We start from the raw sequence: 25,649 nt of genomic DNA on the forward strand, positions 1-25,649 counted from the left end.
CGACACCGCGCCTAGCTCTCAAGGCTCTCAGTGGCTCAGTAGGTTAACGAATTAGCCAGACGGGACACTAGCCAGCAACCCCGCCCTGGCCGTGCTGCCCGTGGGCAGAGGACCAGGGCGGGCCGCTGAGTACGGGCATCATAGGCTGGCAGTCAACAAGAACACCGGATAGCTCCGATCTTCTTTTTCGATGGCGCTGGCGGAAACCACCTCAATTCCAGAGAAGCCTGCCTTTTCAGCAGCACGGGCGATTTCGTCCCGCTCGAATCCGAGATGGAACACGCCGGTGTCTTCACCATGAAAGGTGCCATCTTCCTTGTCCAGATCCGAAATGGCGATAAAGCCGCCCGGCTTCAAAAGCTCCCGGAAGCGCCGGAACATGGCATCGATATCCCGCACGTGATGCATGGTCATGGACGAGATGATGCCGTCGAAACGCTCGTCGATGGACTGCTTTTCCAGATCAATCTCCTTGATTTCCAGGTCGCAGTTCAGCGAGGCTCGTTTCTCGGAGAGCTGGCGGTTCATGGAAGGGGAAATATCCACCGCCGTGATTTTCTTCACGTGAGGAGCAATCCGCTCCAGCAGAAGCCCGGTGCCGGAGCCGAAATCCATCAGGTGCATGGAGGGTTCGATACGCGCCTTTTCCAGAATGGTGTTGGCGATATTGGTAACGTTATCGACGCGATCGCGATTCTGCTCATAGGTATCTGCCTTGTGGGCGAAGTAATCTTTGCTCATGAATCTGGCCGTCTTTGGTTAAGGAAACTCACCTGATTATGCGGCGTTCGTGACCGAGTTCAAGATGAAATATCGTTATGCTAAAAAAGTCGTAATAGCATTTCTATGGATTGGAGAAAGCCGGCCCACTCTACATTGTCGCCATCGTCGCCGTTTCCGTCTTAATCGTCATCGTCACTGCCCTTGTTACTGCCATTACCACGACCATTACCTTTACCACTGCCATCGCTGCTTCCGTCGTCACTGCCATCGTCACCGCTGCCGTCATCGCCGCTGCCGCCATCGTCACCGCTGCCGTCATCGCCGCTGCCGCCATCGCCACCGCCATCGTCGATGCCGCCACCGCCATCGCTACCGCCATCGTCGCCACTGCCGTCACCGCTGCCGCCGTCATCGGTGCCTGGAGGTAGGGGAGCCGACGGGATAGCGGTGAGGTTGCCACTGGAGATCAGGTCAACATACTCCCCGTAACTCGCAACATTCGGTAAATTTCTGACGGCCTCAAGAAAGACATCGAGCAGCTTGTCGATCGTGTCGTTTATCTGGAAACTCGAGTGGAAAGGATCGAAATCAGCCGGGACACTGTAGCCTGCCCGTGTAAGGGCCTGAACGAACTCGTTTTTGGCTTGATCCAGGTTGTTGGTCACTGAGGCGTAGTCGTCCTGCTGGAACCAGATTTCCGGTGTGCTCGACGTTGCAAGGGTAATGATCAGATCTGTGAATGGGGTTACGTTGACGGTCCCCGCTGAGCTGGTATAACTGTGCAACACTTCATACTCTGCTCCAGCACTCACCCTCAGGGCACAAGGTAGAGCGGTCGCATCTACTTGCCCTGTAAAACCGCCTGAGGAATCCGTCTGGACCTCTTCAATGAAACGTCCCCCGTTTTCGCATCGGGCATCGACCGGAGCATTTGCAATCGGGGCGCCCACAGCCGCCCGCCCGGACAAAACCACTACCAGTTGGTCCGCAGTAACTTCGCGCCCACTCGGATCATTAGATGATATTCCGTCGCACCCGCTTATTATTATTGCCAGAGCCGGGATGCAAGCTCCCTTCGCTACCCAGATCATGACCAAACCCTCTGTCAGCTCCCGACACACCTGCCAAAAGGTGTTTGGAAGCAAGATGAACGCCACGGAACGAGATGTTCACTGAAAACAGCCATCGGCAGCGATGGGCGATTGTGCCTGGAAGACTGAGTGTAAAATGTGTCGACGGATTCTGAAGCTCTCGCGAGAATCGGTGCAGCCTGGGGCAGTATCCGGCCCGGTGATATCAATTTGATGGTTGCCGGCCGCGGCATCGCCCATTCCGAGCGGGAGCGCCCGGAAGTCACCGCCAAAGATCACCGTCTGCATCGTCTCCAGCTCTGACTGGCGCTGTTGCCGGAGAAACAGGAGGAGACCGAACCGGCGTTCCACCATTATCCCGGTGATGACATTCCGGCGATTGATATCAATGATGTTCCCGTCCGGGTAATGATTGGCAGCGCCTATGGCGTGACCTCCCCCCGTACGCAGCTTCAGTGAAACCCTCTACCTGGAAGCCAACCTGAAAGCGGGTCAGACCCTCCAGCTGCCCGATGCGCCCGAGCGGGCAGTCTATGTCGCGAGTGGCGCCCTCAAAGCCCACGGCTCGGAACTACCGCCCCATAGCATGACAGTATTCGCCGCAGAGCTTAGCGTTTGTATCACCGCTATCGAATACACCCGCATTGCCCTGATCGGCGGTAAGCCAGTCGGTCGGCGCTTTATCGAGTGGAATTTTGTGTCGTCCCTGAAGGAGCGTATCGAGCACGCGAAGGACGACTGGCGGACAGGTCGGTTTGAGAAAGTTGTGGGCGATGAGGAGGAGTTCATTCCTTACTAGTGCATGGCCTCAATTTTGTTCAATACCAGGAACGCCGTTCAGGGCAGACTTCGTCTGTAACCTGAACGGAGACCCTTTGAAATGAGCCTTTCACTGATTCTGCCCATGTCCGCCTTTGCCCTGGCCGCATCCATATCGCCGGGGCCCGTCAACCTTGTTTGTCTGAGCAGCGGAACCCGGTATCCCGTCTCCCGCGGATTGATCTTCGTAACCGGTGCCACCGTCGGTTTCATTGCGCTGTTCATCTCAGTGGGGTTGGGACTCTACTCGCTACTGACCCTGGTGCCGGCCTTTGAGGACGTGCTGAGATGGGCGGGCGTGGCGTTTCTGCTCTATCTGAGTATAAAACTGGCCCTCGACAGCGGTCACTTGCCCGAGAAGGGGGCTGAAAAAGCGCCCGGTTTCGGGGCGGGGGCGTTGATGCAGTGGCTCAATCCAAAGGCCTGGTTGGCCTCGGCTTCCGGCATCGGCGCCTATACCAGCGCGAATGACTGGCCGCAGGTCCTGTTGTTCGCCTCGGTTTATCTTCCCATCTGCTGGCTATCCTTGGCTTGCTGGGTTTACGCGGGTGCCTTTCTCCGGCAGCAGGTCCAGCGACCAGTGGTATTGGCCACGGTGAACCGAGTGCTGGCTTTACTGCTGGCGGCGAGTTGCCTGTACCTTGTGCTCGGTTGAGCCGCGCCGATACTGGTTCGGTGTTGCCGCCATCAGCCGTTTGAAGGCACGCTGGAAGTGGGGCTGATCGGAAAAGCCCGAGTTGAGGGCGGCCTCGGCAATGGGGGTACCGTTTTTAAGTTCATGGCGGCCCAGTTGCACGCGACGATTCAAAAGATAGGCGTGGGGCGTTAGTCCGAAATGTTGTTTGAACGCCCGGATCAGATGGCCCGGGCTGAACCCGGACAATTCGCACAGAGTGTCCAGGGAGACATCATCCGCTGCGTGGTCATCCAGATAGTGGGCCAGGTCAGTGAGAATTCCTGGGGTCTTTGGTGCCGTTGCGACGGGTTGCTTCGACAGTTCATGCATCAGGTCTGAGAGAAATTCCACAACCTTTGATTGCTTCTCAAGCAACTCATGCCCCGGTTCCAGAAGGCACTGAGCCAGGCTGCAGTAGCGTTCGAACCAGATTGGATCCGAGATCGTTGCGGTGGAGATGTCCTGCCATCGGAGTTCCGGGAGCAGTCCCGCCCGGAACCGCAGGTCTGTAAGCCACGTCGTATCCACGTACAACATGAGATACGCCCAGAGTTTATTGTCGATGGGATTGCAGGCGTGGACCCATTCGGGGTTCATCAGGACAAGATCACCGGCTTGGACCCGGTACTGATTGTCCCGGTACTGAAAGGTGCTCTCGCCCCCGGTAATGGCACCAATCGACCACTGGGTGTGGCTATGTGGGGCATAGCAAACCTCGCGACCGTCGCCTACCTTGCGTAGCTCGACATGGGGTAGGTGGGCGTCTCGCCAGAAGATGGGCTTACTATTACTGGTGGCGGTTTTCATCTGAATTGGCGCTCGTAGTTCAGTGAAGCCCGCTTTTCGGAGAGCTGGCGGTTCATGGAGGGGGAAATATCCACCGCCGTGATTTTCTGCACGTGAGGTGCGATCCGCTCCAGCAGGAGTCCGGTGCCGGAGCCGAAATCCATCAGGTGCATGGAGGGGTCGATATGCGCCTTTTCCAGAATAGTGTTGGCGATGTTGGTAACGTTATCGACGCGATCGCGATTCTGCTCGTAGGTGTCTGCCTTGTGGGCGAAGTAGTCTTTGCTCATGAATCTGGCCGACTTTAGTTTAGGAAACTCCCTCGATTATGCGGTGTCTGTTTTTGAGTTCAAGTTGGAATAAGTTGATTCCAGAAGATGAGATTAGATAAACTGGACGATAGAAAAAAAACAGCCCTACCGTTTGATCCGATAGGGCTGGTTTTCTCAGAAACCCCTAGTTTGTCTGATATTTAGGGTAATTCCTGGACGCCATTGATTGTTAGTGTTATCAGCTCAGTCTCGGGTATTTCTCCACTTTCTGTTACGACGGCTGAACGGAGTGGGATGCCGTCTCCTACGGTAAAATATGATGCTGTCGTTGAGGTACTGGCCTGAGATGACTCGCTCATAGTTTCCAGAAACTTACAGGCTTCGAAAGTTCCCGCAGGGACCGATATGGTTTCCTTGCCTACAAACTGAATGGTGGAATTCAGCTGGAACATGAGAACTCCCGGGCCACCATCGGTGGAAAGGTAATTTGCCACAACCTGGTCATAGGTTTCGCCGACAGCAAGCCCATAGGGATAGTTGAAGGTCGGTTCAAACCAGTTTGTATATTCAGCCCCTGTTATAGAATCTGTGCTCGTTGATCCATGTGTTCGTTCGAGCATGGCAGAGGAATCAACAGAGACATATGTGGTGTACCCCGGATCAATGACTCCTGGTGTCAAATCTTCGATAAAGATGGCTTGGGTGTTTTCGCCTCTAAAATCCATTGACCCAAGAAGTTCCTGTCTGAAACGCAAAACCACCATGGCCTCACCGGTGGCAGTGTCATAAAGTTGCTGTTCAAACTCTATGATTGTGCCTGCAGGTCTGGTTTGGGGGGTATAACACGCCTGATCGGTAGAGCCACCGTCTCCACCGTCAGTGTCGCCGTCTCCGCCTCCAGTACCACCGTCGCCGCCGTTGCCTCCACCATCACCACCGCCGTTACCGTCGCCTGAGCCGCCATCGCCTGATGACTGTGGTGCGGGCGGGATAGATTCAAGGTTACCGCTGGAAATAACGTCGACAAGTTCCTGATAGAATGCAATATTCACTACATCTCTTGCCGCCTGCGAAAAGGCATCAAGTAATCGGTCGACTGCGTCACCGATAACAAAACTGGAATGGAAAGGATCGAAATCATCAGCCGGAATGTCGTAGCTTGCTTGCGCCAGTGCCTGAAGAAACTCGCTTTTTGCTTGATTCAGGTTATCAGCGACGATGGCATAATCTTCCTGCTGAAACCAGGTTTCGGGGTCTCGCGCAGATGCCAGTGCGATGATCAAATCTGTGAATGGAGTGATGTTTACAGTGCCCGATGAGCCCGCGTAGCTGTGTAGCATTTCGTACTCAGTGCCACCATGTACTCTCAAGGCACATGGTAAGGCGGTCGATGCTACTTGCCCTCTGAAGCCGCCGGCAGCATCCGTTTCAACATTCTCTGTAAAACCCGTTCCTCCCTCGCATCGGACCTCAACTGTCGCGTTCGCGATCGGTGCACCAACCGCCGCGCGCCCGGACAAAGTCACCAGCTCATCGGAGGTAGCCTCGCTGCTGCTTGAATCATTGGATGACGAGCCTCCACATCCTCCTATGGTTACTGCCAGAGCCAGGATTCCAGCTCCCTTTGCTATCCAGGTCATAACCAAACCCTCTGTCAGTACCCGACACGCCTGCCAGAAGGTGTTTGAAAGCAAGATGAACGCCACTGAAGAAGATGTTTACTGAAAACAGATCCCGTCAGTTCAGGCTCGTTAACCACTAGTGAAGAACTGTAAAAGATATCGACGTATTTTGAGCCTTTGACCGAGGCCGACGCACGTTTCAGGCGACTTCGTCCTCAGTGCGGTCCTCGTCGGAGAGCCAGCCTCCTGTTGCCAGCGCTCCGGCAATAGCCTGGTAGCCTTTGTCACTCGGATGATAGCCGTCGCTGGCCAGCATCGAGGTGTCGGTGATGGTCGGGTAGGTCAGATAGCGGAATTCCTCCGGAGCCTGATGCGCCAGTTCCTGGTATAGCTGGTCCAGCTGCCGCGCCCGCCAACCCATGATATGCCGGAGCGGCGAAGGCAGCGCCGTGAACAGGTGCATCGGCGGTACGCTCAGCAGGTAGACGGGCGCCGGGTAGCGTTGGGCGAGCAGATCACGGAGGGCCAGCAGCTGCTGGCGGAACCGGAACTTCGGGGTGAATCCGGTGGTGTCGTTAACGCCCATGCTGAGTAATACCACATCCGCCTCTGGCAGGTCGGCATTTGCCAGCTTGTTATTGAGTTCGCCCAAGCGGATGCCAGTCACCCCAAAGGTATGCCACGAGATGGCTTGCCGGGAGCGTTCGTGCAGCTGTAACGCCAGCTGGCTGGCGAGGCCCTGTTCGTGGGTGGACACACCCACGCCAGCCGCCGTGGATTCACCGATGACCAGCACCCGGAACACTGGCGCACCCTCACCATATAGGCCTCCGGGAGAGCCCTGGGCTTCCGGGAGTCGTGGCGTTTCCCGGCGGGCACGCTTGCCCTGGTACAGTAATACCGGGAACAGCAGCGCGGTGGTCAGCCAGAAGGGAAGGTGCATGGGTAAACCTCAATCAAGTATCAAGCGTCTTCTCAACGGCCTGAGCAGCGTGGATTTCCGTGGTGTCATAGAGGGCAACCGGCGTGTCTGCTTGCTGGATCAGCAGCCCGATCTCGGTGCAGCCGAGGATGACCGCCTCCGCGCCCCGTTCTGCCAGGGAAGCGACGATCTCCAGGTAAGCCTGCTTTGACGCCGGGTTGATTGCACCCTGGCACAGCTCCCCATAGATGACCCGGTGAATCAATTCCCGCTCAGACTCGTTCGGAACAATGACCCGTATCCCGGATTGTTCCAGACGCGCCCGGTAAAAGTCCTGCTCCATGGTAAACCGCGTACCCAGCAGCCCCACACTGGAAACACCATCCCGTTTCAGGACTCCGGCCGTTGCATCGGCAATATGAAGCAGGGGAATCCCAATGGCCTGTTCAATCTCCGGTGCTACCTTGTGCATGGTGTTGGTGCCAATCACCAGAAAATCCGCTCCGGCCTCTTCAAGAGCGCGAGCGGCCCGGGACAGAATGTTGGCAGTCTCTGCCCAGTTGCCCTGGTGCTGGAGCGCCTCGATCTCGGCAAAATCCACGCTGTAGAGAATCAGCTTTGCAGAATGCAGCCCGCCCAAGCGTGCTTTCACGCCCTCGTTGAGCAGCCGATAGTAAGTCTGGCTCGATTCCCAGCTCATCCCGCCCAGCAGACCGATGGTTTTCATGCTAGCCCTTCTTAACCAGACTGATCAGATATAACAGAACGACAGCGCCAATAGTGGCCATGATTATTGAGCCCAACAACCCGCCTGTTGTTATGCCGAACAAACCGAATAAAAAACCACCCAATACTGAGCCGACAATTCCAACAACAATATTGCCCAGGATGCCAAAACCTCTTCCCTTCACAATGTTGCCGGCAAGCCAGCCGACAAGTGCGCCGATGGCCAAAAATATAATTAAGCTAATGATATCCATGTTGCCTCCAATGTAAATCCTTGGCGAAAAGGTATATTCCAACAACAGAACTCATAGCACCGGTAGTGGCGAAAGTCATTGTTGGATCTGAATATTTGCGCGCTTTCTGGCGTGAATTCTACGGCCACCATTTCACGATCATCGGCCTCACAGTCAGCCCGTGGATGATGATCGAGAGCACGATAACAACCAGCGTAATGTGGATGAACTCTACGGCGAGGTCTTCCGACAGGCCAAATACGATCGCGAACATCAGGTAATAGATTGAGCCGATCCCGCGTACGCCAAACCAACCGACCAGCAACTGCAGCCTGAAGGGAATTCCAGAACCAAGCAGGCCCAGAAAAACGCTGACAGGCCGAATCACTACAAACAGAAACACCGCCAGGCCTACGGATCTGAAGCTCCAGGAGTCAAGAAAGAGCATCCCACCTAATAACAAGACGAGTACCAGTTCTGCCATTCGCTCCAGAGGTTCCTTGAAAAGCAGAGAGCCCTCCGACACCTGGGGGCTGAGTTGTGGCTGTGGCTTTGGCTTTGGCCTCTGCTTCCAGGTGTGATCCGTAGATGCCGATAACACGTCACCGTCATGGCCGGAGGCGTGCCTAGCTGCGAGCTTGAGTTCCGTTTGCCGAAGAGAAATTGCCGAGACAAAAACCGCCATAAACCCCCAAGCCTCAACGACCAGGCAGGTGCCATAAACCACACCGATCAATCCCAGACCAAGAAAGTCGTCCAGTAAAGGGCCTTCGCTCTCCAGGACGCGCTGCTTCTGTACAACATGTGCTAACAACCATCCCAGGGCCAGTCCAACAACCAGGGCCGACAGCGTTGACCACAAAACGTCCTTCAGCACCCAGGTACTGAGCAGTTCAGAACTTGCCGGAGAGCCGACCATGGCCAGCCCCAGCATGACAAACGGGAAGGCGCTGCCATCATTCATGCCGGCTTCACTGGTCAGGGTGAATCGCAAAGGGTCCTGATCGCCCACGTGGCGAACCTGGACTTCCGTTGCCAGCACTGGGTCGGTGGGCGCCAGAATGCCGCCCAGGAGAATGGCTGCGCCCAGGGGCAAGGCAAGCACGTAGTAACCAAAAGCCGCAGTCAGCGCGACACTGATAGTCATGGAGAGAAATGCAAGTCGAATCGGTGCGCGCCATGCCCGCCACTGGAACGGGACCGGCATTTTCATACCGGCAATGAACAGCGACACCAGAACCGCGACTTCCGCCAGCACTTCCAGCAGGTGTGCCTGTTCCAGCGGGTTGAAATGAAAGGCGCCAAGTACTGACGGTCCGAGTGCAACGCCGACTGCCAGGTAGACCAGAGGCGGCGTCAGATGGAAACGCCGAAGAAGGGATGACCGCAGACCTATCAAGATCAACAGGCTTCCAATCAATACAAACCAGGTTGCGATGGTCACGGTGGTTTTCCGCTTGTTTTCGAACGGGGCAGTCGCCGCTTCAGTGAACGGTCGACTGCGATCCGAAAATGGCCTTTACAGGGTGGCGGTAGCCTTGTGGCCGGGGTGATGCGCACTTATGTGCCGTAAAAACTCCATCGTATCCGCCGAGGAAATCTTTTCATCTCCGGCTTTCTTTACGCTTTCGGTGCTCGTGAAGGAGACGATGTCCCCCAGGCTGACCATGCCGCAAAGCTGGTTGTACTGATTCACAACGGGAAGACGCCGCACCTCCCGTGCTTCCATCAGCTGGAGCGCTTTCTGAATGCTGTCCTCCGGCCCGCAGCAATAGAGTTCCCGATGGTTGGAAATCTCCTCGCCGCGAAGCTCCCACAAGGGTTTGTGTTGTAGCGCAGCGCCCATGGAGATGTCCCGGTCGGTAATGATGCCCACGGGATGCTCATCGTCATCGACCAGTGGAATGGCGCCACAGTCGTTGTCCCACATCAGCATTGCGATGTCCTGCAAGGAGGTTTGCGGGGAGCAGCTCGCCACTTCGGTAACCATGACTTCGTTGACTTTCATTTGGATTTCCTCCGTCCTTAGGGAAGCGTTCGAATGAATGCCATCAGCAATACGCCCTTGCGACATCGGACTCTGCAAACCTCATTGGGCTATCCATCCTGAAGGCAGCGCCGTTTCCATCAATGATCCGGCGCAATGTCCAATGTGGGCTCATTTTGGCAGATTGTCCATGATGCATGTCATCGGATGCCTCAAGGTGGAGGCCAGCGCGGAATGCCGATTAGTTGACTCTCTCATGATCTCCCTCAAAGCCAGGATCTGCGTAGCCTGGTTGAATCCGTTAACTTCTCAACGTTATATACCAGTCAGTATAGCCGCTACTTGTCTTCATCCTGAGTCAACTTCTGATATACACCAAGACCGATTACCACCAAAATCGCTGAAATTAACAAGAAAGTGGGGTAGATCAACATAGCAATATCTTTTGTCCCGGCGTCAAAAATAAACACCAGGGCTTCCAGGCTTACGGCAATGGCAATGATGACGAGAAACTTCAATAAGGTCCCCCGCTGCTTCGCAGCCGACTTTGTACTGCTACTGCTGAAAACTTCTTCCTCCAACAGGAATTTAGAGACATCGAAGACAGCCATTCCTATCACGATCAACCCGATCGCATTAAGAAGGGATGTAACAAGTGAGGTATTTTCATGTACCGAGAGCCATATATCCCACAAGGCAACGCCCATCATTGTGAGGCTTATCACTCCCAAGCTTAGGCTGATGAGACCATAAACAGCGCGCCCTATCCAATCAGAAATATTTTTTGTCTTAGTCATCTTTGCTCCGATTCGCCAATGAATTTCTTTTCATATAGTACTGTTAAATGACCGGACTTCTCGATAAATGATGGAAATTGCTGATGGGCTGCGAATATCAGGCTCTGGCCCGGCCTCGAACTGACAGACTTTCAATCGTTGGAAATTACCTGCCAAAAGATCTACTTTTATTTGCAGGGAGGGATCGACCATGGATCAGGGTAATCTCCAGGAATCGGACAACAGCTCACCGGTACACAGCGAAGGCATCCGGGTTGGCCGGGAGTTGCTCTCGGCCACGAAGCCATACGTTGAAGAGTCAGCTGCAACAAGCTGGTGGTACGTCGGCTCTACCTTCGGAATGATGATTGCCGCACTGACGGCCGCCGGGGTAATCCCGTGGTGGCCCCTCAGAGTGGTGTTTTCGGTACTGGGCGCTCTGCTGATGGTACGCGCCTTCATCACCTTTCACGATTACCTCCACGGTGCGATTCTCAGAGATTCCCGGATTGCCTACTGGCTCTTCCATACCTATGGCGCGCTGGCCCTGACGCCAACACGCTCCTGGCTTGCCAGCCACAATTATCACCACGGCCACGTAGGCCAGATTTCGGCTGCCAGTGTGGGTGCTTTCCCGCTTATAACCGCCCGTATGTGGCGGGACTCAACGCGGTGGCAGCGCTTTGCCTATCGGGCTCAGCGCAATCCCATCGTGGTACTGTTGAGCTATCCCATTGTTTTCGGGTTGAACATCACGCTCATACCACTGCTGAAGGATCCGGGCAAACACATCGACTCCCTGATAGCGCTGCTCAGTCATTTGGGGTTGATTGCAGTGCTTTTGATGCTGGGCGGGTTCAGCCTGGTCTTATTCGTCATCCTGCTACCCATGACCCTTGCCTCCGCGATGGGGTGCTATCTGTTTTTTGCTCAGCACAGCTTCCGCCGCATGAAGATTGCTTCAGCCGAAGACTGGACCTATTACCGCGGGGCCATGGAGTCCTCAAGTTTCATGCGGATGAATCGGGTTATGCAGTGGTTTACCGGGAATATCGGTTTCCACCATATTCACCATCTCAATGTCCGAATCCCTTTCTACCGCCTTCCGGAAGTGATGGCGGCCATTCCCGAACTGCAAACACCATTAACGACGTCCCTTGCACCTGGCGACATTGCAGATTGCTTCCGGTACGCCCTTTGGGATGAAGATAAACAGCAAATGGTGTCCTATCGGGAAGCCGGGGGTTGAGCCAAAGGCTTTTCCGGTTCGGCTTCCTCGATCTGGAGCTGGCTATCGTACGCTGCCTGGAGACCGGTTTCCTCATCCTCCTCCTCGGCCCCGTCATCAATAGAACGCGGGTAAAATGGTGACAGTATTGCCACCAGGATGCCGATAGCGGCGAACATGGCAAAGGCATCGTCATAACCGAATTCATTCACCAGCATACCCACCACGGGTGAGCCCGTTGCTTGTCCGAGCGAGACCGCCATGAAGGGCAGTACCGGCCCCATGGACAGCCGGCCCGGCAACAGGCGGATGCCGGTCATCAAATACAGTCCCGTCAGGCTCATATAAGCGAGTCCGAAGACCAGCGCGGAGAATATCGCGATGGGCAGCTGATCGGGGCTGGCGGCCAACAATGCCAGGCTTGCAGCCAGCATCATCAGCATCAGGGCCTGGGTGATGGGCGGGTTGTTGCGATCCGCCAGGTCGGCAACCACGGCACCCCCGAGACCCGCTATGCCCACGGCCAGCCACAGCCAGCCGGTTGCGTCGGAAGACAGGGCGCCGAGGTTGACCACCAGATCCGGCGCGAAGATCCAGTAGGCGGCAGAAACAAAACCCATCACGAAAGCAAACAACGAGAGCCTGATCAGACGCGCCCACTGGAGGGCACTGATCGGAGGCGGCGGGGCGGCATTTGAAGGCGTAACCCGAGACACCGAGGGAATGAAGAACCAGGTGGCAACCACCCCGATAGCGGCGAGGATGGCAAATGAAATATACGCATAGCGCCAGGCGCCGACCAGGAATAGAACCGTTGGCACGGCGACAGCGACGCCAATGCTGGTGCCCGCATTCATGACCGCGCTCACACGGCCATGCAGTGAACGTTTCACCAATGCCTGCATGGCGGCGGTGAGCGCCGGCATCATCAGGCCGGTACAGATGCCGCAGGCGAACACACCCACGCCGAGGGACACGGCGCCGGAGGACTGGCTGATCAATGCCAGACCCGCCGCACCGAAACCACCGGAAATCACTGCCGTGTTGCGGGCGCCGAGACGGTCGGCTGCCGATGGCGCGACCATTGTCGCCAATAGAAAACTGATGAGGGGCAGGGCACCGATGATGCCAATGACCTCCGGGGACAGTTCCAATTCGGAACGGATCGGCGGCACAAACAAACCGAAGGCGAAGCGTGCGAGCCCATAACTGATTGCGATCAGGGCCGCCCCGAAAATTGCAAATGCGGTACTCGAAGGAAACTTCATGCCGCCTCCGCCTTGTAAAAAAAGTTCAGGCTTTCGGTCCGTTTGGGTTCCTGTCTGTACAACCTGGACTGGCTTCAGCTCCGTTATCCGGGCACCCGGAATGCGCTTGCTGAGCTCATAGTTCAGGATGCGGATTCCGGTTTGATGATCAGAAGGTTAGCAGGATCACCATGGTGAAGGACAACCTTCGCGTCTGAGTTGCCGGCGGTAAATTCCAGAACCTGACCAGGCCCCAGGTCAATATCGACGCGGCAAGCGTCACCACAGAACAGGCTGATCGAGAGTTTGGCGGTATGGGTATTTTCAATGCTGGCGGATTCGCCGGCACTGATCCTTTCTCCGACATCGGGTAAGTTAGTCATATGAAGTGAGCTCCATGCGTGTATGGGAGACCAGGCAGCAATCATTCTGCTGGTCACTCACTAGAAAATAGTACGAGTTGGCTGTTGATGCAGCATCAGTTGCCGGTTAGCGATGCTCGGAGGTCGTCATTTTCCGGGTTCAACCTTGCTGATCGTGCCCTGGGCCACCGCAACGGTGCGCTCACCGGCCTCTCCACTCGCGATAACGGTGCACTGGCAGACTGCCTGGTTTCTTCCTGACGAAAGAACCATGGCCCTGGCGACCAGCTTGTCGCCAATCGCAGGGCGCAGGTAATTGATCTTGTATTCAGAGGTCACCGAATCGCCCAAGACTGAGCCCCCCGCATAGGTCAATGCGTTGTCAGCGAGGTAACTGACAACGCCTCCATGCACAAAGCCATGCTGTTGCTTCAACTCCGGCCTGATGGCGAGCGAGAGAACAGCCGTTCCGGGCTCGAAGACCTCCAGCTCGGTGCCGAGCAGGGCGCTGAAGGGCTGGTTCTTGAGTATCTTTCTTCCAAACTCCAGTAACTCGCTCATTTCCTGAGTTCCTCGCATCTGAGACCTGTTGTGCCGGTGACCGTTATTACCCCCTGCGTGCCGTTTCGATGGCTGCAATATCGATCTTCCCCATCTCCATCATGGCATCGAACGCTCGTTTGGCAGCAGCGGGATCCGGGTCGGCGATGGCTTCGGTCAGAGCCACCGGTGTAATTTGCCATGAGATGCCCCACTTGTCCCGGCACCAGCCACAGGCGCTTTCTTCGCCGCCATTACCGACAATGGCCTTCCAGTAGCGGTCCGTCTCCTCCTGATCATAGGTGGCAACCTGAAAGGAAAAGGCTTCGTCGTGGGTAAAGGCGGGGCCGCCGTTTAGCCCGAGGCAGGGGATGCCCAGTACGGTGAACTGCACGGTCAGCACATCGCCTTTCTTGCCGGATGGAAAGTCTCCCGGAGCGCGGAGGATTCTGCCAACCGATGAATCCGGAAAGGTCTCCGCATAAAAGCGGGCCGCCTCTTCGGCGCCGCCGTTGAACCAGAGGCAAATGGTGTTCTTTGCGTGTTCCATCGCGTTAGCCCTCCTGGCGCATCTTTTCCCGGCGAGCGATTTCCGCCGGAGTAGGTGGGTCCATGGCAAAATCACCGGTTGCTACCTTGCCATCGCGTACATAGCGCGCAATCACTATGCCGCTCGGTGAAACCCGGCTGGAGGCGAGTTTGAATGCGGCTGGCTTGGTGCCAGTGCCAAACAGCTTCTTGCCGTGGCCGAGTACGACCTGGAAAGTGAAGACATTGATCTGATCGACGAGGTCGTTCGCAAACAGCGTCTGGAGCAGATCCGAGCTGCCTTGCGTGACCAGCGCAGGACCATCCTCCTGCTTTAGCCGCGCGACATCGGCCGCTGCGTCATTGAGCGCCACCGAACCCTGCCAGGTCAGATCCAGCCCTTTCCGGGTGGCAACGTACTTGTTGATCGTATTGAAGGTTTTGGCGATGGAATCGTCCGGCCCGTCCTCGGCGTAGGGCCAGTGGGCGGCAAAAATCTCATAGGTCTTGCGCCCGAGCAGCAGGTCGAAGGGCTGGCCGAACATGCGGTCAATCTCTTCGCCAAACACCTCGTCCACCATCGGGGCAACCCAGCCGCCGTAGCCGAATCCACCGGTGGGATCCTCTTCAGGGCCGCCGGGGGCCTGCATCACGCCGTCCAGCGACACCATGGCGCCAACAATCACTTTTCGCATGAGTCCATCCTCCTGGTTTGCTTTCTTGCAACCAGTAGTCGTGTGGGGCACCGCAAAATCGACAGCAGGTTTTGTTTTGGGTGTGAACCAGCTTAGCTGCTTCTCGGCGCAAACATGATGATCGCCATTCCCAGCAGGGCGACAGCCGAGCCAAGGATATCCCACCCGGTAGGCCGGATACCGTCAACCGCCCAGAGCCACAGTATCGCCATAAAGACGTAAACCCCGCCATAAGCCGCATACACCCGGCCAGCCGCCGTCGGATGCAGTGACAGTAACCAGGCGAAAAGCGTGAGGCTGAGGGCGCCGGGCACCAGTAGCCAGACGCTTTTGCCTTCGCGAAGCCAGAGGTAGGGCAGGTAACAGCCAACGATCTCCGCCAGGGCGGTGACGACAAACAGACCGAGGGTTTTCAGTTCAGGCACTGGGTGGGCTCCTGTTGACGGGGTGTCGGCGTTCAACCGGTTAAAGCGGTCAGTCTACTGACCGGTGCCACGCACGGCCTAGAACACTCTGTGCCTGTTAACTGGTCGGCCACAAGGGCGGCCATTGCCCGTGGCTCCGGCACGGATCTCATCTTGGTGGGATCCGACGTCCAGCCGCCTCTCAGATTCCCCCAAGCGCAAGCTTCGCCTCTGGATGGCCAGCCTCACTGGCTCTGCGGAGCCATTCCTTCGCATTGACGGGATCTCGCTCGGTTCCAATCCCGTCCAGGTACATGGCGCCGACCTGGTACCAGGCAGTCACGAAGAACTCGTGATCGGAGCCGCGATCCACCCCCATCTGTGCGTACTTCATCCATAGCCCGAAGGCTTCCCGCTGCTCTTGCTCCCCGCCTTTGAGCAGCTCCTTCAGATGCTTATGCACCGCGCTTATGCTGCCGCCCTCCCGGGCGAGCCTGAACGCTTCGGCCGCAAGCTCTTCATTCTTCTCTGCAAGCCGGCCTTGCTCGAAGATAAGACCAGTGCGATAGCAGGCCTCCGGGTGTGCCTGCTGGCACGTCTGGAATACGTAGTACGCCCCACGATCCTCTCGCTCCAAGCGGGGATCGTCGAGGTAAACTGTGGCAAGTTTAAAGAGAGACTCGACAGACAGCCGGGAAGAAAGCCACGTCTGTTCTGCTTTTTCGAGCCATTCCTTTGCCTTTTCTACGCTCTTTTCAACTCCTTTTCCTTCCAGGTAGTACTCAGCCAGCTTAATCTGGTAGGCCCCGTGCCCCTCTTCGGCACCGATACGATATATGCGGAACCTATCCTCGTCCGTGAACTGAAGGCCATCGGTCGAGCTCTCGTGGAGGCTCATAATGGTCTCGATCTGCTCAACACCCTTCCGCGCCGAATCCTCAACTTCCCGGATTGAGTTTTGTAGGTAGGATTCTTTCTCGTCCGCGATTCTCTGCTGGTGTATCTGCCTCTGGCGCTCCATCTCTTCGTCGGAAACGGCCATAGCGGCCCCTGCGAACGAAGCCAGCAGGACGGCAACTACGCCGTTCCGAATTTTATTATTCATTAGTATCTCCTCCGGCAGCTGCCGTACGCTGTATTCCAAGGATTTTACCCTATTCAACAGGTCGCCGGCACAATCCGGGGAGACCCGGAACAGCCTTGGGCAGGCCGGAACGAACTACAACAACTTGTATAAAGCATCCAGACTCTCAGGGCCAGTGCCCAGCCGGACGCAGTTCTCAGAATCGAGTTCAATTGCGGGCGAAACCAACAGGCTATCGAAGCTGGCTGTCCTTACTACCTCTGCGATTGATGCTGCCAGAATGAGTCTGCTGCTTTTCATAGGCCGACTGGCAGTCAATGCACAACCGGACACCGGGAATGGCCTTGCGCCGGGCTTCTGGAATCGGGGCGTCACACTCATCGCAATTCGTGGCGCTCTCGCCTGCGGCTAACTGGCTGCGTGCGCGCTGAATTTCGTCATCAACGCTTGCATCGATCTGTTCCTGAACCGCACCATCACGTGACCATCCACCTGCCATGGGCTCCTCCGGAGTCTGGATGACTGAAACCACCAAACGGTATCATTCGAGTGCAGGCGCTCCAAGGTTGCCGATAACCCAACGAGGAAACACCATGTCCTATACCAGCCAATATACACCCGAAACGCTCAGCCGTGACGAGCTGGACCAGAGCACGGGCGCGATGGTAATCGAATTCGGTACCAACTGGTGCGGCTTCTGCCAGGGTGCGCAGGCAGATATCAAGGCGGCCATGGACAAACACCCAGACGTTCCGCATGTGAAGGTTGAAGATGGCAAAGGCCGGAGGTTGGGGCGGACATTTGGCGTTAAGCTCTGGCCATCGCTGATTTTTCTGAAGGATGGTGAGGAAATGGCGCGGTTAGTGCGCCCGGGAAACAGCGGCGACATCGAGGGTGCGCTGAAGAAAATTCTATGAGGCTGCGCCGGCGATATCAGACGAAAAAGAGTGTCCCCAATTTTTGAAATCTTTATTCCAGTCGCGCCTCACGGAGGCTGACTGAAAGCTCATATTCAAACAGCTGAACGCCCTGGACTCCCGAGCACGCGAGCAGCAGGTCTTCGGAGATATGTCGCGCAACGATAATGCCTCGAACCAGCTGGCCAGATTCAGTTTGGTTTTTTCGTATCCAGGCCATATAGCGCAGCAACTGACCTACGACTCTGTCATACCCCTTGGAAACTTTTAGCTCTATGACAACGAAGTTGCCTCTGGAGTCAGTGGCCAGAATGTCAATAAACCTGCCACCGGCAGGGAACTCAAGGCCATTAATGCCTTCATCTTCAAAGAGAGTGAGGCCCGGCTCTAGGAGATGGAGATTCTTGGCGAGATAGTTTTGAAGGTCCTTTTCATAGGCGAACTCCGGACTTCCTGCCTCTGTTAGCTCCCCAACCTCTTCCTCTACAGTCGGTTCGGCATCATTGCCCGGGTAAATTGGTGTTGGATCAGTCTGGGGTTGGTACAAACGAAAATGCTTTGGGTCGACCTGGAAGAACAGGTCGTCCTCTCCCGGCTTTGCCCCATAATGAACCCGGCTTCTAGAATTCACTGACATTCGGAGCAGGTGCGCGGCAATCGTTCCTTCTTTGATCTTTGGGTAGTTCTCCCGGAACCAGGAACGAACGCGATCACGAGAAAGGACCGTGTCCGGTGTTAAACCAATTTCATGCACCATATCGTGCATGAGAGTACGGACTGGTTTGTCATAAAGTGATGCCATGCGACCCCTCGGAATTTACCGGCTGCAGTCCTGATTATGCATCTAATACCCTATGATCAGGATTCCCTTGAGTGGAAGACGAATCCGACTACTTGCATACAGAGTATCGATGAAACGGATGACCCGATCAAAATCGTTGCTATTCCGGTAAATATTTCGGACAGCAATACCAAGATAATTTACTCCATGCATCATGCATGCTTGGAACAGGTCTTTCAGGAATTGATTGTTCACTACTGCCCGACCTGCCTCCACCTCAAGCACAAACTCCTCTTGTCGGTGGTATGCATCAGCTTCGAATGATTTTTCGGGCTTGCCGTTGAGCCCAAAGAGTACTGGTACGAGAATTTTTTCGGATTTTTTCTTGCCGGTTTCGACGTCAAATTCTGCAGCTTTGAGTCAACTACAGACTTCTGCCAGGACGTCATTACTGGGCAGATCGAATTTGGATGAATCAATTCTTTTGGAAGCCTCTTCAAACGCATCGACTACGGTGTAAACGATAGGGGGTGCTTCGTCGGATTTAGGAAAATACTGCCAGTTGATCATTTATCATCCATGTTTGATGGGAAAATAGAACTGTCCCGGTTTATTGAGCAGGGCTCGTTATCGGTTAAGTTCAAATACAAATTGTGGCTTAAGCAGCTTGAAGCCAAAGGCCTTGTAGAAACCATGAGTTTCCTCTCTTTCCGAGTGACAGCGTACACGGAGAGCCATTCCTTCCGATCTCGCCCACTCAGCTGATTCGTGAACCAACGCAGAGCCAACTCCTCCACGCCTGTAGTCTTCCTTAACTACGAGGCCTCCAATTTCTATAAATGGGCCAATTCCAACTCGTAAAGCGATGAAGGCGTGCAGCCAGCCAACGACAGTGCCACGGTCTTCGGCAATCCATATGCGGTGATCCCTGGAATCGAGTAGTCCACAAAAAGTCGTATCAAACTCTTTAAGAGAGGAGAAAGCTGACTGGAAGGAACGGGCCAGCGAAAAGACATCCATTCTATCCTCGGCGGTGGCAGGCCTGATGCGCATTATTCGTAGTGGCTCCAGAGCCTGAGAACTTTCACTACCCGCTCCTCCTCGAGCACTTGGTAGACGAGGCGATGCTGAATATTGATCCGGCGTGAGTAGGCCCCCGCAAGATCACCAATGAGCTTTTCAAACGGAGGTGGCTTCCGGTAGGGGTCTTCTGCAATCAGTGCCAACAATTCCTGGCCTTTTGGCTTGAGGCCGCTGGAGGCCAGTTTTTTTGCGTCTTTCTGTGCTTGCTTGGTGTAAACCAACTTCCATGTCACCAGTCCAGCTCCTCATTGCATTCATCCACAGGGGTATCCATCCCCTCACGAATAGACTCCCGCATACCAGGCACGGAGAGCAGGTAAAGTGTTTCCTGAATTGCCGACCAGTCTTCTTCGGATATCAAGACGGCTGTGTTCCGCTTACCCGTGATGACGATTGGTTGATGGGATTCGGCAGCTTCATCAATCAACCGATAAAGGTTGCTGCGCGCCTCAGTTGCTGTGATTCCGGTCATGACGCACCTCTTGTGTGTTCAACTTTTGATCAATTGTACGCCTTTATGTACGTACGTCAAGACGAACGTAGCTCTTGGTCGGCTGGGCATCGGGCTGATGCACCCGGAGCGGAAATAGGTTTGTTCCGGTCTATCCTCAGGTTTTATCCTTCACCCACTTGTCACCTTCCTTGTGGTATTCCTTTTTTACCGCCGCCCAAGCCACCTTATGGGCGGTTTCTTCCCGCCCCGAATGGCCACGGCGATCTTCAGGATCGCTGTATTCTTCCCAGGCGGAATTGAACGCTTTGCGATAAATCTCCTGGGCATGGGCTGGCAAATTGTTGCGTACACTCGCCGGTAAATCCGAATTGCTATCGTATGGCATTGGTCTCGTCCTTAAAACGTTTCCCTCAGTGACAGGCTAGCAGCTGGCAGTCCCCGGGGCCGGCAAAAGGTTACAACTCCAGCACAAGATTTCTGCCGCCAAGAAGAAGCACCCAAACCGTTACCGCTGCCCAGTGAATGATCACCGGAACCCAGATAGACCGGGAAAGCACGTAGGCGTAGCCACAGGTAACCCCCATAGCGCCTACGATAACCAGAAACCACGGATTCAGGAAAAGCGGAATAGCGGTGGGGTTAAACGCCAGCGCATTGAACGGATGCCAAAGAACGAAGACCAGTGTGCTGATTGCCACACTCCAGGCAGCCTTTACGTGCCCCGAGGCCAGGATGTTTCTCGGTATAAGTACGCCCCTGAAGAAGGCTTCTTCGAGCAGCGACGGGAACACGAACAGTATGATCGGGAGCAGGGGAGTGATTGGCGAATCCAGCCACCCGAATTGAAATAAGCCGGCTCCAAAACCAACGGATACCGAAATGATTGCGAACACTGGTATCAGGGCCCAGGCCTTCAATGGGGCCTGAAAAGGGGAGGTCAGGAAACCCTGGCCAAGGTTGTTACCGAGGTACTTTACAGGCTTTGGTGAGGTCATAGGGTTTCGGATTCAGAAAACAGATCTGTTCCGGTTTTCTCGTGCAGTCACTTGCTATGTGATGGTCGCTCACTCTGGCAGACCCTCGAATTTTGGCACGTCCCCTGACTCCCCATCCCAAGTAGCTTTGCTGGATGAAAATATGTGCGCAGTTGGCAACATAGAGATTTCAGTGTCCAAACACCCTGCGGGAACGACGAGCAAACCTGCGATCTGAGTGCTTGGCAATGCTGAACCACACAACTTACAAAAGCTTTTGCTGTGACGAGTGCCTGGAAGCGTAAAGGAAGTCACAGCATCTGCACCCGACTGCCAGATCAATTTAGCTGACTGTGAGAACAGATTTGCCGCATGAGCAGAACCCGTATCTTTTTGGCAGCGCAGACAATGACACAGGTAAAAACTGTCGAAGTCACCTTTTACCTCAAAGCTCACGGTGCCGCACAGACAAGAACCTAAATGATCAGTCATCAGAACTGCTTCCATGGCCACTGGCTGAAATTCAACGCCTGCAGCATGCGCGCCCACGCAATGGAGCCAAAGGCGCAATGTAGTGGGCGTCGCCGTGCCTGCATTGCTTAGCACTTGTTGATTCCAGCGTATATGCTGATAATATACTTTTATGATCAATTGGGCACAAGTTACTGGCTTTGACTGGGACCAAGGTAACTCCCGCAAAAACGCGGAGAAACATGGCGTAAACCAGTCCGAGGCGGAAGAAATTTTCTTTAATGAGCCGCTTCTGGTGCTGGAAGACTCCAAACACAGCCAGACTGAGGCCCGTTTTCATGCCCTTGGTGAAACCGATGATGAGAGGTTACTCCACATCACGTTCACACTGAGGCAGAACGGTACGCTGATTAGGGTGATTTCCGCTCGCGACATGCACCGAAAAGAGAAGGCTGTTTATGAGCAAACCAAAAAAGATGCCTGAGTTCAAAACTGAAGCAGAAGAACGGGAATTCTGGGAAACCCACGATTCCACCGACTACCTGGACTGGAGCCAGGCCAAGCCGGCTTCGTTCCCGAAACTGAAACCCTCTACCAAGACGATTTCACTTCGGCTGCCGGAAACTCTGCTTGATCGGATCAAAATCGAAGCCAACAAACGGGATATGCCCTATCAATCGCTGATCAAGGCTTGGCTTGCGGATGATGTAAACGATAGCCGTCGGACTTGAGGTGCTAACAGCGTATTCGACAGACGTATTCATGATTGGTGAAACCTGACCCCTTCATTTGTACGCCTCACAAGTACGTCATTCCTGAGTAACTTAAAATCAGTAGATTACCAGTCAGTTGCGCCAAGAAACCGCAATATCATCGCGTAACAACGAACCGTTCACACGAATACAGGCCCCGGTCACTCAATCCCCAACCCCAAACAAAAAGGCCCGAAGTTCTCACTCCGGGCCTTCTTACTAACTCACCACTCAATCACCTCAACCGCACTTGCTATCACCGCAAGCCAGGCAGGTGGCGCAACCGTCCATTACGATCACCGCCTTGGTGCTGCACTTGCCGCACATGGTGGCGTTGGCGGGGTAGTCGTTGCTGGTGTCGTCATTCGTGGCCGTGCTTTGGCTGGCTTCGAACTCGGCGCGCTTTTCGGCGAGGATGCGCTTGGTGGTTTCGCTCATTTCCTCGCTTTCCAGCAGGCCGATGGCCTTCAGGTGCTTCTCGATCACGGCGCCGATTTCGGCGACCAGTGAGGGCATGAACACGCCGCCTTTCTTGAAGTAGCCGCCGTTGGGGTCGTACACGGAGCGCAGCTCTTCCACCAGGAAGGTCACGTCACCGCCTTTGCGGAACACCGCGGAGATGACGCGGGTGAGGGCGATAACCCACTGGAAATGTTCCATCGACTTGGAGTTGATGAACACTTCGTAGGGCTGGCGGCTCTCGTGGTCCGTTCCTTCGTTGAGCAGGATGTCGTTGATGGTGATGTACATCGCGTGCTCGGCCACCGGCGGCTTGATCTTGTAGGTGGTGCCCAGCAGGAAGTCCGGCCGTTCGATGTATTCGTTCATCTGGACCGGCTTGGTTTCTGCCTGTACCTGCGCCTGGTGCTCGTTCGGGGTTTCGGTCTCGGCCTTCTTAACGCGGTAGCCGACGATTTTGTTGCTGATTTTGACTGTCATGTTCGTTGTCCTGTTGTCGGTTCCCGGATCAGTACTTGCCGTAGGTGCCTTCTTTGAGCGCATCAAACAGGTTGGCGGCGTTGTGGATTTCGCCGTCGTACTCGACCTGTTCGTTACCGCGCAGGGTCACCTTGCTGCCATCGTCCAGGGTGAACTCGTAAAGGGTGTTCTCAAGGTCTTTCTCTTTCACCAGTACGCCCTGGAAGGCTTCCGGGTTGAAGCGGAAGGTTGTGCAACCCTTCAGGCCCTTGTCGTAGGCGTACAGGTAGATGCCCTTGAAGTCCTGGTATGCGAAGTCTGTCGGAACGTTGGCCGTCTTGGAAATCGAGGAATCTACCCACTTCTGGGCGGCTGCCTGGATGTCCACGTGCTGCTTCGGCGTTACGTCGTCCGAGGTGGTGAAGTAGGACGGCAGTTTCTTGTCCTCGTCTTCGGAGAACGGCATGGCGCCCGGGTTCGCCAGGTGGCGGTAGGCCAGCAGCTCGAAGGAGAATACGTCTACCTTCTCCTTGGTCTTGCGGCCTTCGCGGATGATGTTACGCGCATAGTGGTGCGAGAAGCTCGGCTCGATGCCGTTACTGGCGTTGTTGGCCAGTGACAGGCTGATGGTGCCGGTGGGCGCGATCGAGGTGTGGTGGGTAAAGCGGCCACCTTTCTCGGCCAGCTGCTTCACCAGCTCCGGCTCCACGTGGGCGATCTGCTGCATGTAGCGGCTGAAGCGGGCGTGCAGCAGCTTGCCTTTGAGGATGTCGCCCACCTTGTAGCCTTCTTTGGCCAGTTCCGGGCACTTGGTCATCATCTTCGGAGTAATTTCGAACTCTTCTTCCATGATCGGCGCCGGGCCTTTCTCTTCGGCCAGGGCCAGGGACTGGCGCCAGCCTTCCACGGCCATCTCACGCACCACTTCCTCGGTGAACTGTACGGACTCGTCAGAACCGTACGGCATGCGCAGCATGGCGAGGGTGGAGCCCAGGCCCAGGATGCCCATGCCGTGGCGGCGCTTGTGGGTGATCTCGTGGCGCTGCTCGGCCAGCGGCAGGCCGTTGATCTCAACCACGTTGTCCAGCATGCGGGTGAAGATGCCCACTACCTTGCGGTATTTCTCGTAGTTGAAGCTGGCCTTGTCGGTGAACGGGTATTCCACGAACTTGGTCAGGTTCACCGAGCCCAGCAGGCAGCTGCCATACGGGGGCAGGGGCTGCTCGCCGCAGGGGTTGGTGGCGCGGATGTCCTCGCAGAACCAGTTGTTGTTCATCTGGTTGACCTTGTCGATCAGGATGAAGCCCGGCTCGGCGTAGTCGTAGGTGCTGGTCATGATGGTGTCCCAGATGAACTGGGCCTTGACCGTCTTGTAGATGCGGCAGGCAACCTTGCCTTCATCGTTGACCACGTACCCGTCCTGCACCGGGAAATCGCGGTACAGGTACTGGGAGGTATCGCTCAGGTCCAGGCCTTCGTCTTCCACTTCCTTCTGGGTGACAGGGAAGGAGAGGTGCCAGTCATCGCCGTTGCGCACCGCTTCGATGAAGTCCTCGGTGATCAGCAGGGACAGGTTGAACTGGCGCAGGCGGCCGTCTTCACGCTTGGCCTGGATGAACTCGATCACGTCCGGGTGGTGAACGTCGAAGGTGGCCATCTGTGCACCGCGACGGCCACCGGCGGAGGACACGGTGAAGCACATGCGGTCGAAGATATCCATGAACGACAGCGGGCCGGAGGTGGTGGCGCCGGCGCCGGCTACGTAAGCACCACGGGGGCGCAGGGTGGAAAACTCGTAACCGATACCGCAGCCGGCCTTGAGGGTCAGGCCCGCTTCGTGGTTCTTCTCCAGGATGTCGTTCATGGAGTCATGGACGGTGCCGGAGACAGTGCAGTTGATGGTGGAAGTAGCCGGCTTGTGGGCTTCCGCGCCTGCGTTGGAGGTAATGCGGCCGGCCGGGATGGCGCCGTTCTGCAGGGCCCAGATGAAGTCCTTCATGTGCTTGGTGCGCACGGACTTGTTTTCCACTTCCGCCAAGGCTTTGGCCACACGTTCGTAGGTGGCGTTGATGTCCTTGTCGACGGGTTCACCGGTCTTGGTCTTGAGCTGGTATTTGCTGCTCCAGATATCCAGTGAAGCTTCCTGCATGGGAATCGTTGTGATCACTGCCTGTGCCTTAGCGTTCATTGCCACCCTCGGTTCTTCCAGTATGTCTCTTTTCGATGGCGCCGTCGCCGGTGCCATACCCCTTTGAGTCGTGTTGCGTCTGTCAGTTTCTGTGTCTTGCGGGCCCGGCTTGGGCGAATAGGGAAGAAGACCACAAGATGTGGGGGTCTTCCCTGCCAGCCGTTGATGGCCGTTCCCGTTGTGTGATCGTTGCGGCAGCCCTGGCTGAGGCCTTCTCGCGCCTGCCGGGTGGGCAGGTCCGTTTTGTCCTTGTGGCCCTATATATGGGCTTATTTTCCAAGGAGTATAACAGGATATAGTATTGAGTGAATAAGAACGCAACTATTGATTGACGGTGCGGGGCAAAGAAAATCAATGGAAGAGGGCTTGAAAATACCGAAAGCCGCGTAA

General features: G+C 55.6%; 36 protein-coding genes. 8 read left to right on the forward strand and 28 right to left on the reverse strand.

Annotation, left to right across the window (positions count from 1 at the left end):
* Positions 1-138: 138 nt before the first annotated feature.
* Complete coding sequence (locus ACESMW_RS08965) at positions 139-741, reverse strand: class I SAM-dependent methyltransferase (protein WP_372986699.1); 603 nt, start codon at positions 739-741, stop codon at positions 139-141.
* A 161-nt stretch (positions 742-902) separates the two neighbouring features.
* The gene (locus ACESMW_RS08970) at positions 903-1,511 is read right to left on the reverse strand and encodes a hypothetical protein (protein WP_372986700.1); all 609 of its coding nucleotides are present in this window, start codon (positions 1,509-1,511) and stop codon (positions 903-905) included.
* Positions 1,512-1,952: 441 nt separating this feature from the next.
* Between ACESMW_RS08970 and ACESMW_RS08975 the strand changes: the two genes are divergently transcribed.
* From ACESMW_RS08975 to ACESMW_RS08990, 4 genes are all read left to right on the forward strand, one after another.
* Positions 1,953-2,117: a pirin family protein gene (locus ACESMW_RS08975; RefSeq protein ID WP_372986701.1), complete on the forward strand. Its 165-nt coding sequence runs from the start codon at positions 1,953-1,955 to the stop codon at positions 2,115-2,117.
* A gap of 9 nt (positions 2,118-2,126) precedes the next feature.
* On the forward strand, positions 2,127-2,273 hold the full coding sequence (locus ACESMW_RS08980) for a hypothetical protein (protein ID WP_372986702.1): 147 nt from the start codon (positions 2,127-2,129) through the stop codon (positions 2,271-2,273).
* Between the two features lie 46 nt (positions 2,274-2,319).
* Positions 2,320-2,613 carry a pirin-like C-terminal cupin domain-containing protein gene (locus ACESMW_RS08985; protein ID WP_372986753.1) on the forward strand — a complete coding sequence of 98 codons (294 nt, stop codon included), beginning with the start codon at positions 2,320-2,322 and terminating at the stop codon, positions 2,611-2,613.
* 81 nt (positions 2,614-2,694) lie between these two features.
* Positions 2,695-3,288 (forward strand): LysE family translocator, encoded by a 594-nt coding sequence (locus tag ACESMW_RS08990; RefSeq protein ID WP_372986703.1) that lies wholly within the window; start codon positions 2,695-2,697, stop codon positions 3,286-3,288.
* Here ACESMW_RS08990 and ACESMW_RS08995 read toward each other — a convergent pair.
* The 9 genes from ACESMW_RS08995 to ACESMW_RS09035 form a co-directional block, all read right to left on the reverse strand.
* Positions 3,247-4,116 carry a helix-turn-helix domain-containing protein gene (locus ACESMW_RS08995; RefSeq protein WP_372986704.1) on the reverse strand — a complete coding sequence of 290 codons (870 nt, stop codon included), beginning with the start codon at positions 4,114-4,116 and terminating at the stop codon, positions 3,247-3,249. The two genes, ACESMW_RS08990 and ACESMW_RS08995, sit on opposite strands and share 42 nt — an antisense overlap.
* Positions 4,113-4,385, reverse strand: a complete 273-nt coding sequence (locus tag ACESMW_RS09000) for a methyltransferase domain-containing protein (RefSeq protein ID WP_372986705.1) — start codon at positions 4,383-4,385, stop codon at positions 4,113-4,115. Before ACESMW_RS09000 ends, ACESMW_RS08995 begins: the two co-directional genes overlap by 4 nt.
* 182 nt (positions 4,386-4,567) lie before the next feature.
* Positions 4,568-6,007: a carboxypeptidase-like regulatory domain-containing protein gene (locus ACESMW_RS09005; RefSeq protein WP_372986706.1), complete on the reverse strand. Its 1,440-nt coding sequence runs from the start codon at positions 6,005-6,007 to the stop codon at positions 4,568-4,570.
* 181 nt (positions 6,008-6,188) lie between these two features.
* The gene (locus ACESMW_RS09010; protein WP_372986707.1) at positions 6,189-6,932 is read right to left on the reverse strand and encodes an SGNH/GDSL hydrolase family protein; all 744 of its coding nucleotides are present in this window, start codon (positions 6,930-6,932) and stop codon (positions 6,189-6,191) included.
* 13 nt (positions 6,933-6,945) lie between these two features.
* On the reverse strand, positions 6,946-7,638 hold the full coding sequence (locus ACESMW_RS09015; RefSeq protein ID WP_372986708.1) for an aspartate/glutamate racemase family protein: 693 nt from the start codon (positions 7,636-7,638) through the stop codon (positions 6,946-6,948).
* Between the two features lies 1 nt (position 7,639).
* Entirely contained in the window at positions 7,640-7,891 is a 252-nt protein-coding gene (locus ACESMW_RS09020) for a GlsB/YeaQ/YmgE family stress response membrane protein (RefSeq protein WP_372986709.1), read from the reverse strand.
* Between the two features lie 118 nt (positions 7,892-8,009).
* Positions 8,010-9,314 (reverse strand): cation:proton antiporter, encoded by a 1,305-nt coding sequence (locus ACESMW_RS09025; RefSeq protein ID WP_372986710.1) that lies wholly within the window; start codon positions 9,312-9,314, stop codon positions 8,010-8,012.
* Between the two features lie 75 nt (positions 9,315-9,389).
* On the reverse strand, positions 9,390-9,878 hold the full coding sequence (locus ACESMW_RS09030; protein WP_372986711.1) for a CBS domain-containing protein: 489 nt from the start codon (positions 9,876-9,878) through the stop codon (positions 9,390-9,392).
* Between the two features lie 317 nt (positions 9,879-10,195).
* Positions 10,196-10,654, reverse strand: a complete 459-nt coding sequence (locus ACESMW_RS09035; protein WP_372986712.1) for a hypothetical protein — start codon at positions 10,652-10,654, stop codon at positions 10,196-10,198.
* Positions 10,655-10,844: 190 nt separating this feature from the next.
* Between ACESMW_RS09035 and ACESMW_RS09040 the strand changes: the two genes are divergently transcribed.
* On the forward strand, positions 10,845-11,882 hold the full coding sequence (locus ACESMW_RS09040) for a fatty acid desaturase family protein (protein ID WP_372986713.1): 1,038 nt from the start codon (positions 10,845-10,847) through the stop codon (positions 11,880-11,882).
* Here ACESMW_RS09040 and ACESMW_RS09045 read toward each other — a convergent pair.
* The 8 genes from ACESMW_RS09045 to ACESMW_RS09080 form a co-directional block, all read right to left on the reverse strand.
* Positions 11,861-13,129: an MFS transporter gene (locus tag ACESMW_RS09045; protein WP_372986714.1), complete on the reverse strand. Its 1,269-nt coding sequence runs from the start codon at positions 13,127-13,129 to the stop codon at positions 11,861-11,863. The genes ACESMW_RS09040 and ACESMW_RS09045 overlap by 22 nt on opposite strands.
* Before the next feature lie 122 nt (positions 13,130-13,251).
* On the reverse strand, positions 13,252-13,536 hold the full coding sequence (locus ACESMW_RS09050; RefSeq protein WP_372986715.1) for a hypothetical protein: 285 nt from the start codon (positions 13,534-13,536) through the stop codon (positions 13,252-13,254).
* A gap of 81 nt (positions 13,537-13,617) precedes the next feature.
* Positions 13,618-14,031, reverse strand: a complete 414-nt coding sequence (locus ACESMW_RS09055) for a PaaI family thioesterase (protein WP_372986716.1) — start codon at positions 14,029-14,031, stop codon at positions 13,618-13,620.
* A gap of 46 nt (positions 14,032-14,077) precedes the next feature.
* The gene (locus tag ACESMW_RS09060; protein ID WP_372986717.1) at positions 14,078-14,560 is read right to left on the reverse strand and encodes a VOC family protein; all 483 of its coding nucleotides are present in this window, start codon (positions 14,558-14,560) and stop codon (positions 14,078-14,080) included.
* Between the two features lie 4 nt (positions 14,561-14,564).
* Entirely contained in the window at positions 14,565-15,233 is a 669-nt protein-coding gene (locus ACESMW_RS09065) for a dihydrofolate reductase family protein (protein WP_372986718.1), read from the reverse strand.
* Between the two features lie 92 nt (positions 15,234-15,325).
* The gene (locus tag ACESMW_RS09070) at positions 15,326-15,658 is read right to left on the reverse strand and encodes a YnfA family protein (RefSeq protein ID WP_372986719.1); all 333 of its coding nucleotides are present in this window, start codon (positions 15,656-15,658) and stop codon (positions 15,326-15,328) included.
* A 181-nt stretch (positions 15,659-15,839) separates the two neighbouring features.
* A complete protein-coding gene (locus tag ACESMW_RS09075; protein ID WP_372986720.1) occupies positions 15,840-16,742 on the reverse strand; it encodes a tetratricopeptide repeat protein in 903 nt (300 codons plus the stop codon).
* Between the two features lie 211 nt (positions 16,743-16,953).
* On the reverse strand, positions 16,954-17,220 hold the full coding sequence (locus tag ACESMW_RS09080) for a DksA/TraR family C4-type zinc finger protein (RefSeq protein ID WP_372986721.1): 267 nt from the start codon (positions 17,218-17,220) through the stop codon (positions 16,954-16,956).
* A 94-nt stretch (positions 17,221-17,314) separates the two neighbouring features.
* Between ACESMW_RS09080 and ACESMW_RS09085 the strand changes: the two genes are divergently transcribed.
* A complete protein-coding gene (locus tag ACESMW_RS09085; RefSeq protein ID WP_372986722.1) occupies positions 17,315-17,638 on the forward strand; it encodes a thioredoxin family protein in 324 nt (107 codons plus the stop codon).
* Between the two features lie 52 nt (positions 17,639-17,690).
* On the opposite strand, the gene ACESMW_RS09090 is transcribed toward ACESMW_RS09085, so the two are convergent.
* The 7 genes from ACESMW_RS09090 to ACESMW_RS09120 form a co-directional block, all read right to left on the reverse strand.
* Positions 17,691-18,440 carry an endonuclease NucS domain-containing protein gene (locus tag ACESMW_RS09090; RefSeq protein ID WP_372986723.1) on the reverse strand — a complete coding sequence of 250 codons (750 nt, stop codon included), beginning with the start codon at positions 18,438-18,440 and terminating at the stop codon, positions 17,691-17,693.
* Positions 18,441-19,046: 606 nt separating this feature from the next.
* A complete protein-coding gene (locus ACESMW_RS09095) occupies positions 19,047-19,472 on the reverse strand; it encodes a GNAT family N-acetyltransferase (RefSeq protein ID WP_372986724.1) in 426 nt (141 codons plus the stop codon).
* Positions 19,472-19,735 carry a Txe/YoeB family addiction module toxin gene (locus tag ACESMW_RS09100; protein WP_372986725.1) on the reverse strand — a complete coding sequence of 88 codons (264 nt, stop codon included), beginning with the start codon at positions 19,733-19,735 and terminating at the stop codon, positions 19,472-19,474. Before ACESMW_RS09100 ends, ACESMW_RS09095 begins: the two co-directional genes overlap by 1 nt.
* On the reverse strand, positions 19,732-19,974 hold the full coding sequence (locus ACESMW_RS09105) for a type II toxin-antitoxin system Phd/YefM family antitoxin (RefSeq protein ID WP_372986726.1): 243 nt from the start codon (positions 19,972-19,974) through the stop codon (positions 19,732-19,734). Before ACESMW_RS09105 ends, ACESMW_RS09100 begins: the two co-directional genes overlap by 4 nt.
* Before the next feature lie 136 nt (positions 19,975-20,110).
* Positions 20,111-20,341, reverse strand: a complete 231-nt coding sequence (locus tag ACESMW_RS09110; RefSeq protein WP_372986727.1) for a ChaB family protein — start codon at positions 20,339-20,341, stop codon at positions 20,111-20,113.
* A 70-nt stretch (positions 20,342-20,411) separates the two neighbouring features.
* Positions 20,412-20,951: a type II CAAX prenyl endopeptidase Rce1 family protein gene (locus ACESMW_RS09115; protein ID WP_372986728.1), complete on the reverse strand. Its 540-nt coding sequence runs from the start codon at positions 20,949-20,951 to the stop codon at positions 20,412-20,414.
* 69 nt (positions 20,952-21,020) lie between these two features.
* On the reverse strand, positions 21,021-21,422 hold the full coding sequence (locus tag ACESMW_RS09120; protein WP_372986729.1) for a GFA family protein: 402 nt from the start codon (positions 21,420-21,422) through the stop codon (positions 21,021-21,023).
* Between the two features lie 151 nt (positions 21,423-21,573).
* On the opposite strand from ACESMW_RS09120, the gene ACESMW_RS09125 reads away from it, so the two are divergent.
* Positions 21,574-21,885, forward strand: a complete 312-nt coding sequence (locus ACESMW_RS09125) for a BrnT family toxin (RefSeq protein ID WP_372986730.1) — start codon at positions 21,574-21,576, stop codon at positions 21,883-21,885.
* A complete protein-coding gene (locus tag ACESMW_RS09130) occupies positions 21,878-22,132 on the forward strand; it encodes a BrnA antitoxin family protein (protein WP_227513253.1) in 255 nt (84 codons plus the stop codon). The genes ACESMW_RS09125 and ACESMW_RS09130 overlap by 8 nt, the downstream gene beginning before the upstream one ends.
* Before the next feature lie 261 nt (positions 22,133-22,393).
* Here ACESMW_RS09130 and ACESMW_RS09135 read toward each other — a convergent pair whose 3' ends face one another.
* Together ACESMW_RS09135 and ACESMW_RS09140 are read right to left on the reverse strand one after the other, a co-directional pair.
* On the reverse strand, positions 22,394-23,092 hold the full coding sequence (locus ACESMW_RS09135; RefSeq protein WP_372986731.1) for an NrdJb: 699 nt from the start codon (positions 23,090-23,092) through the stop codon (positions 22,394-22,396).
* A 28-nt stretch (positions 23,093-23,120) separates the two neighbouring features.
* Positions 23,121-25,259 carry an adenosylcobalamin-dependent ribonucleoside-diphosphate reductase gene (locus tag ACESMW_RS09140; RefSeq protein WP_372986732.1) on the reverse strand — a complete coding sequence of 713 codons (2,139 nt, stop codon included), beginning with the start codon at positions 25,257-25,259 and terminating at the stop codon, positions 23,121-23,123.
* Positions 25,260-25,649 lie beyond the last annotated feature (390 nt).

Source organism: Marinobacter sp., from assembly GCF_041690455.1.
GTDB lineage: Bacteria > Pseudomonadota > Gammaproteobacteria > Pseudomonadales > Oleiphilaceae > Marinobacter.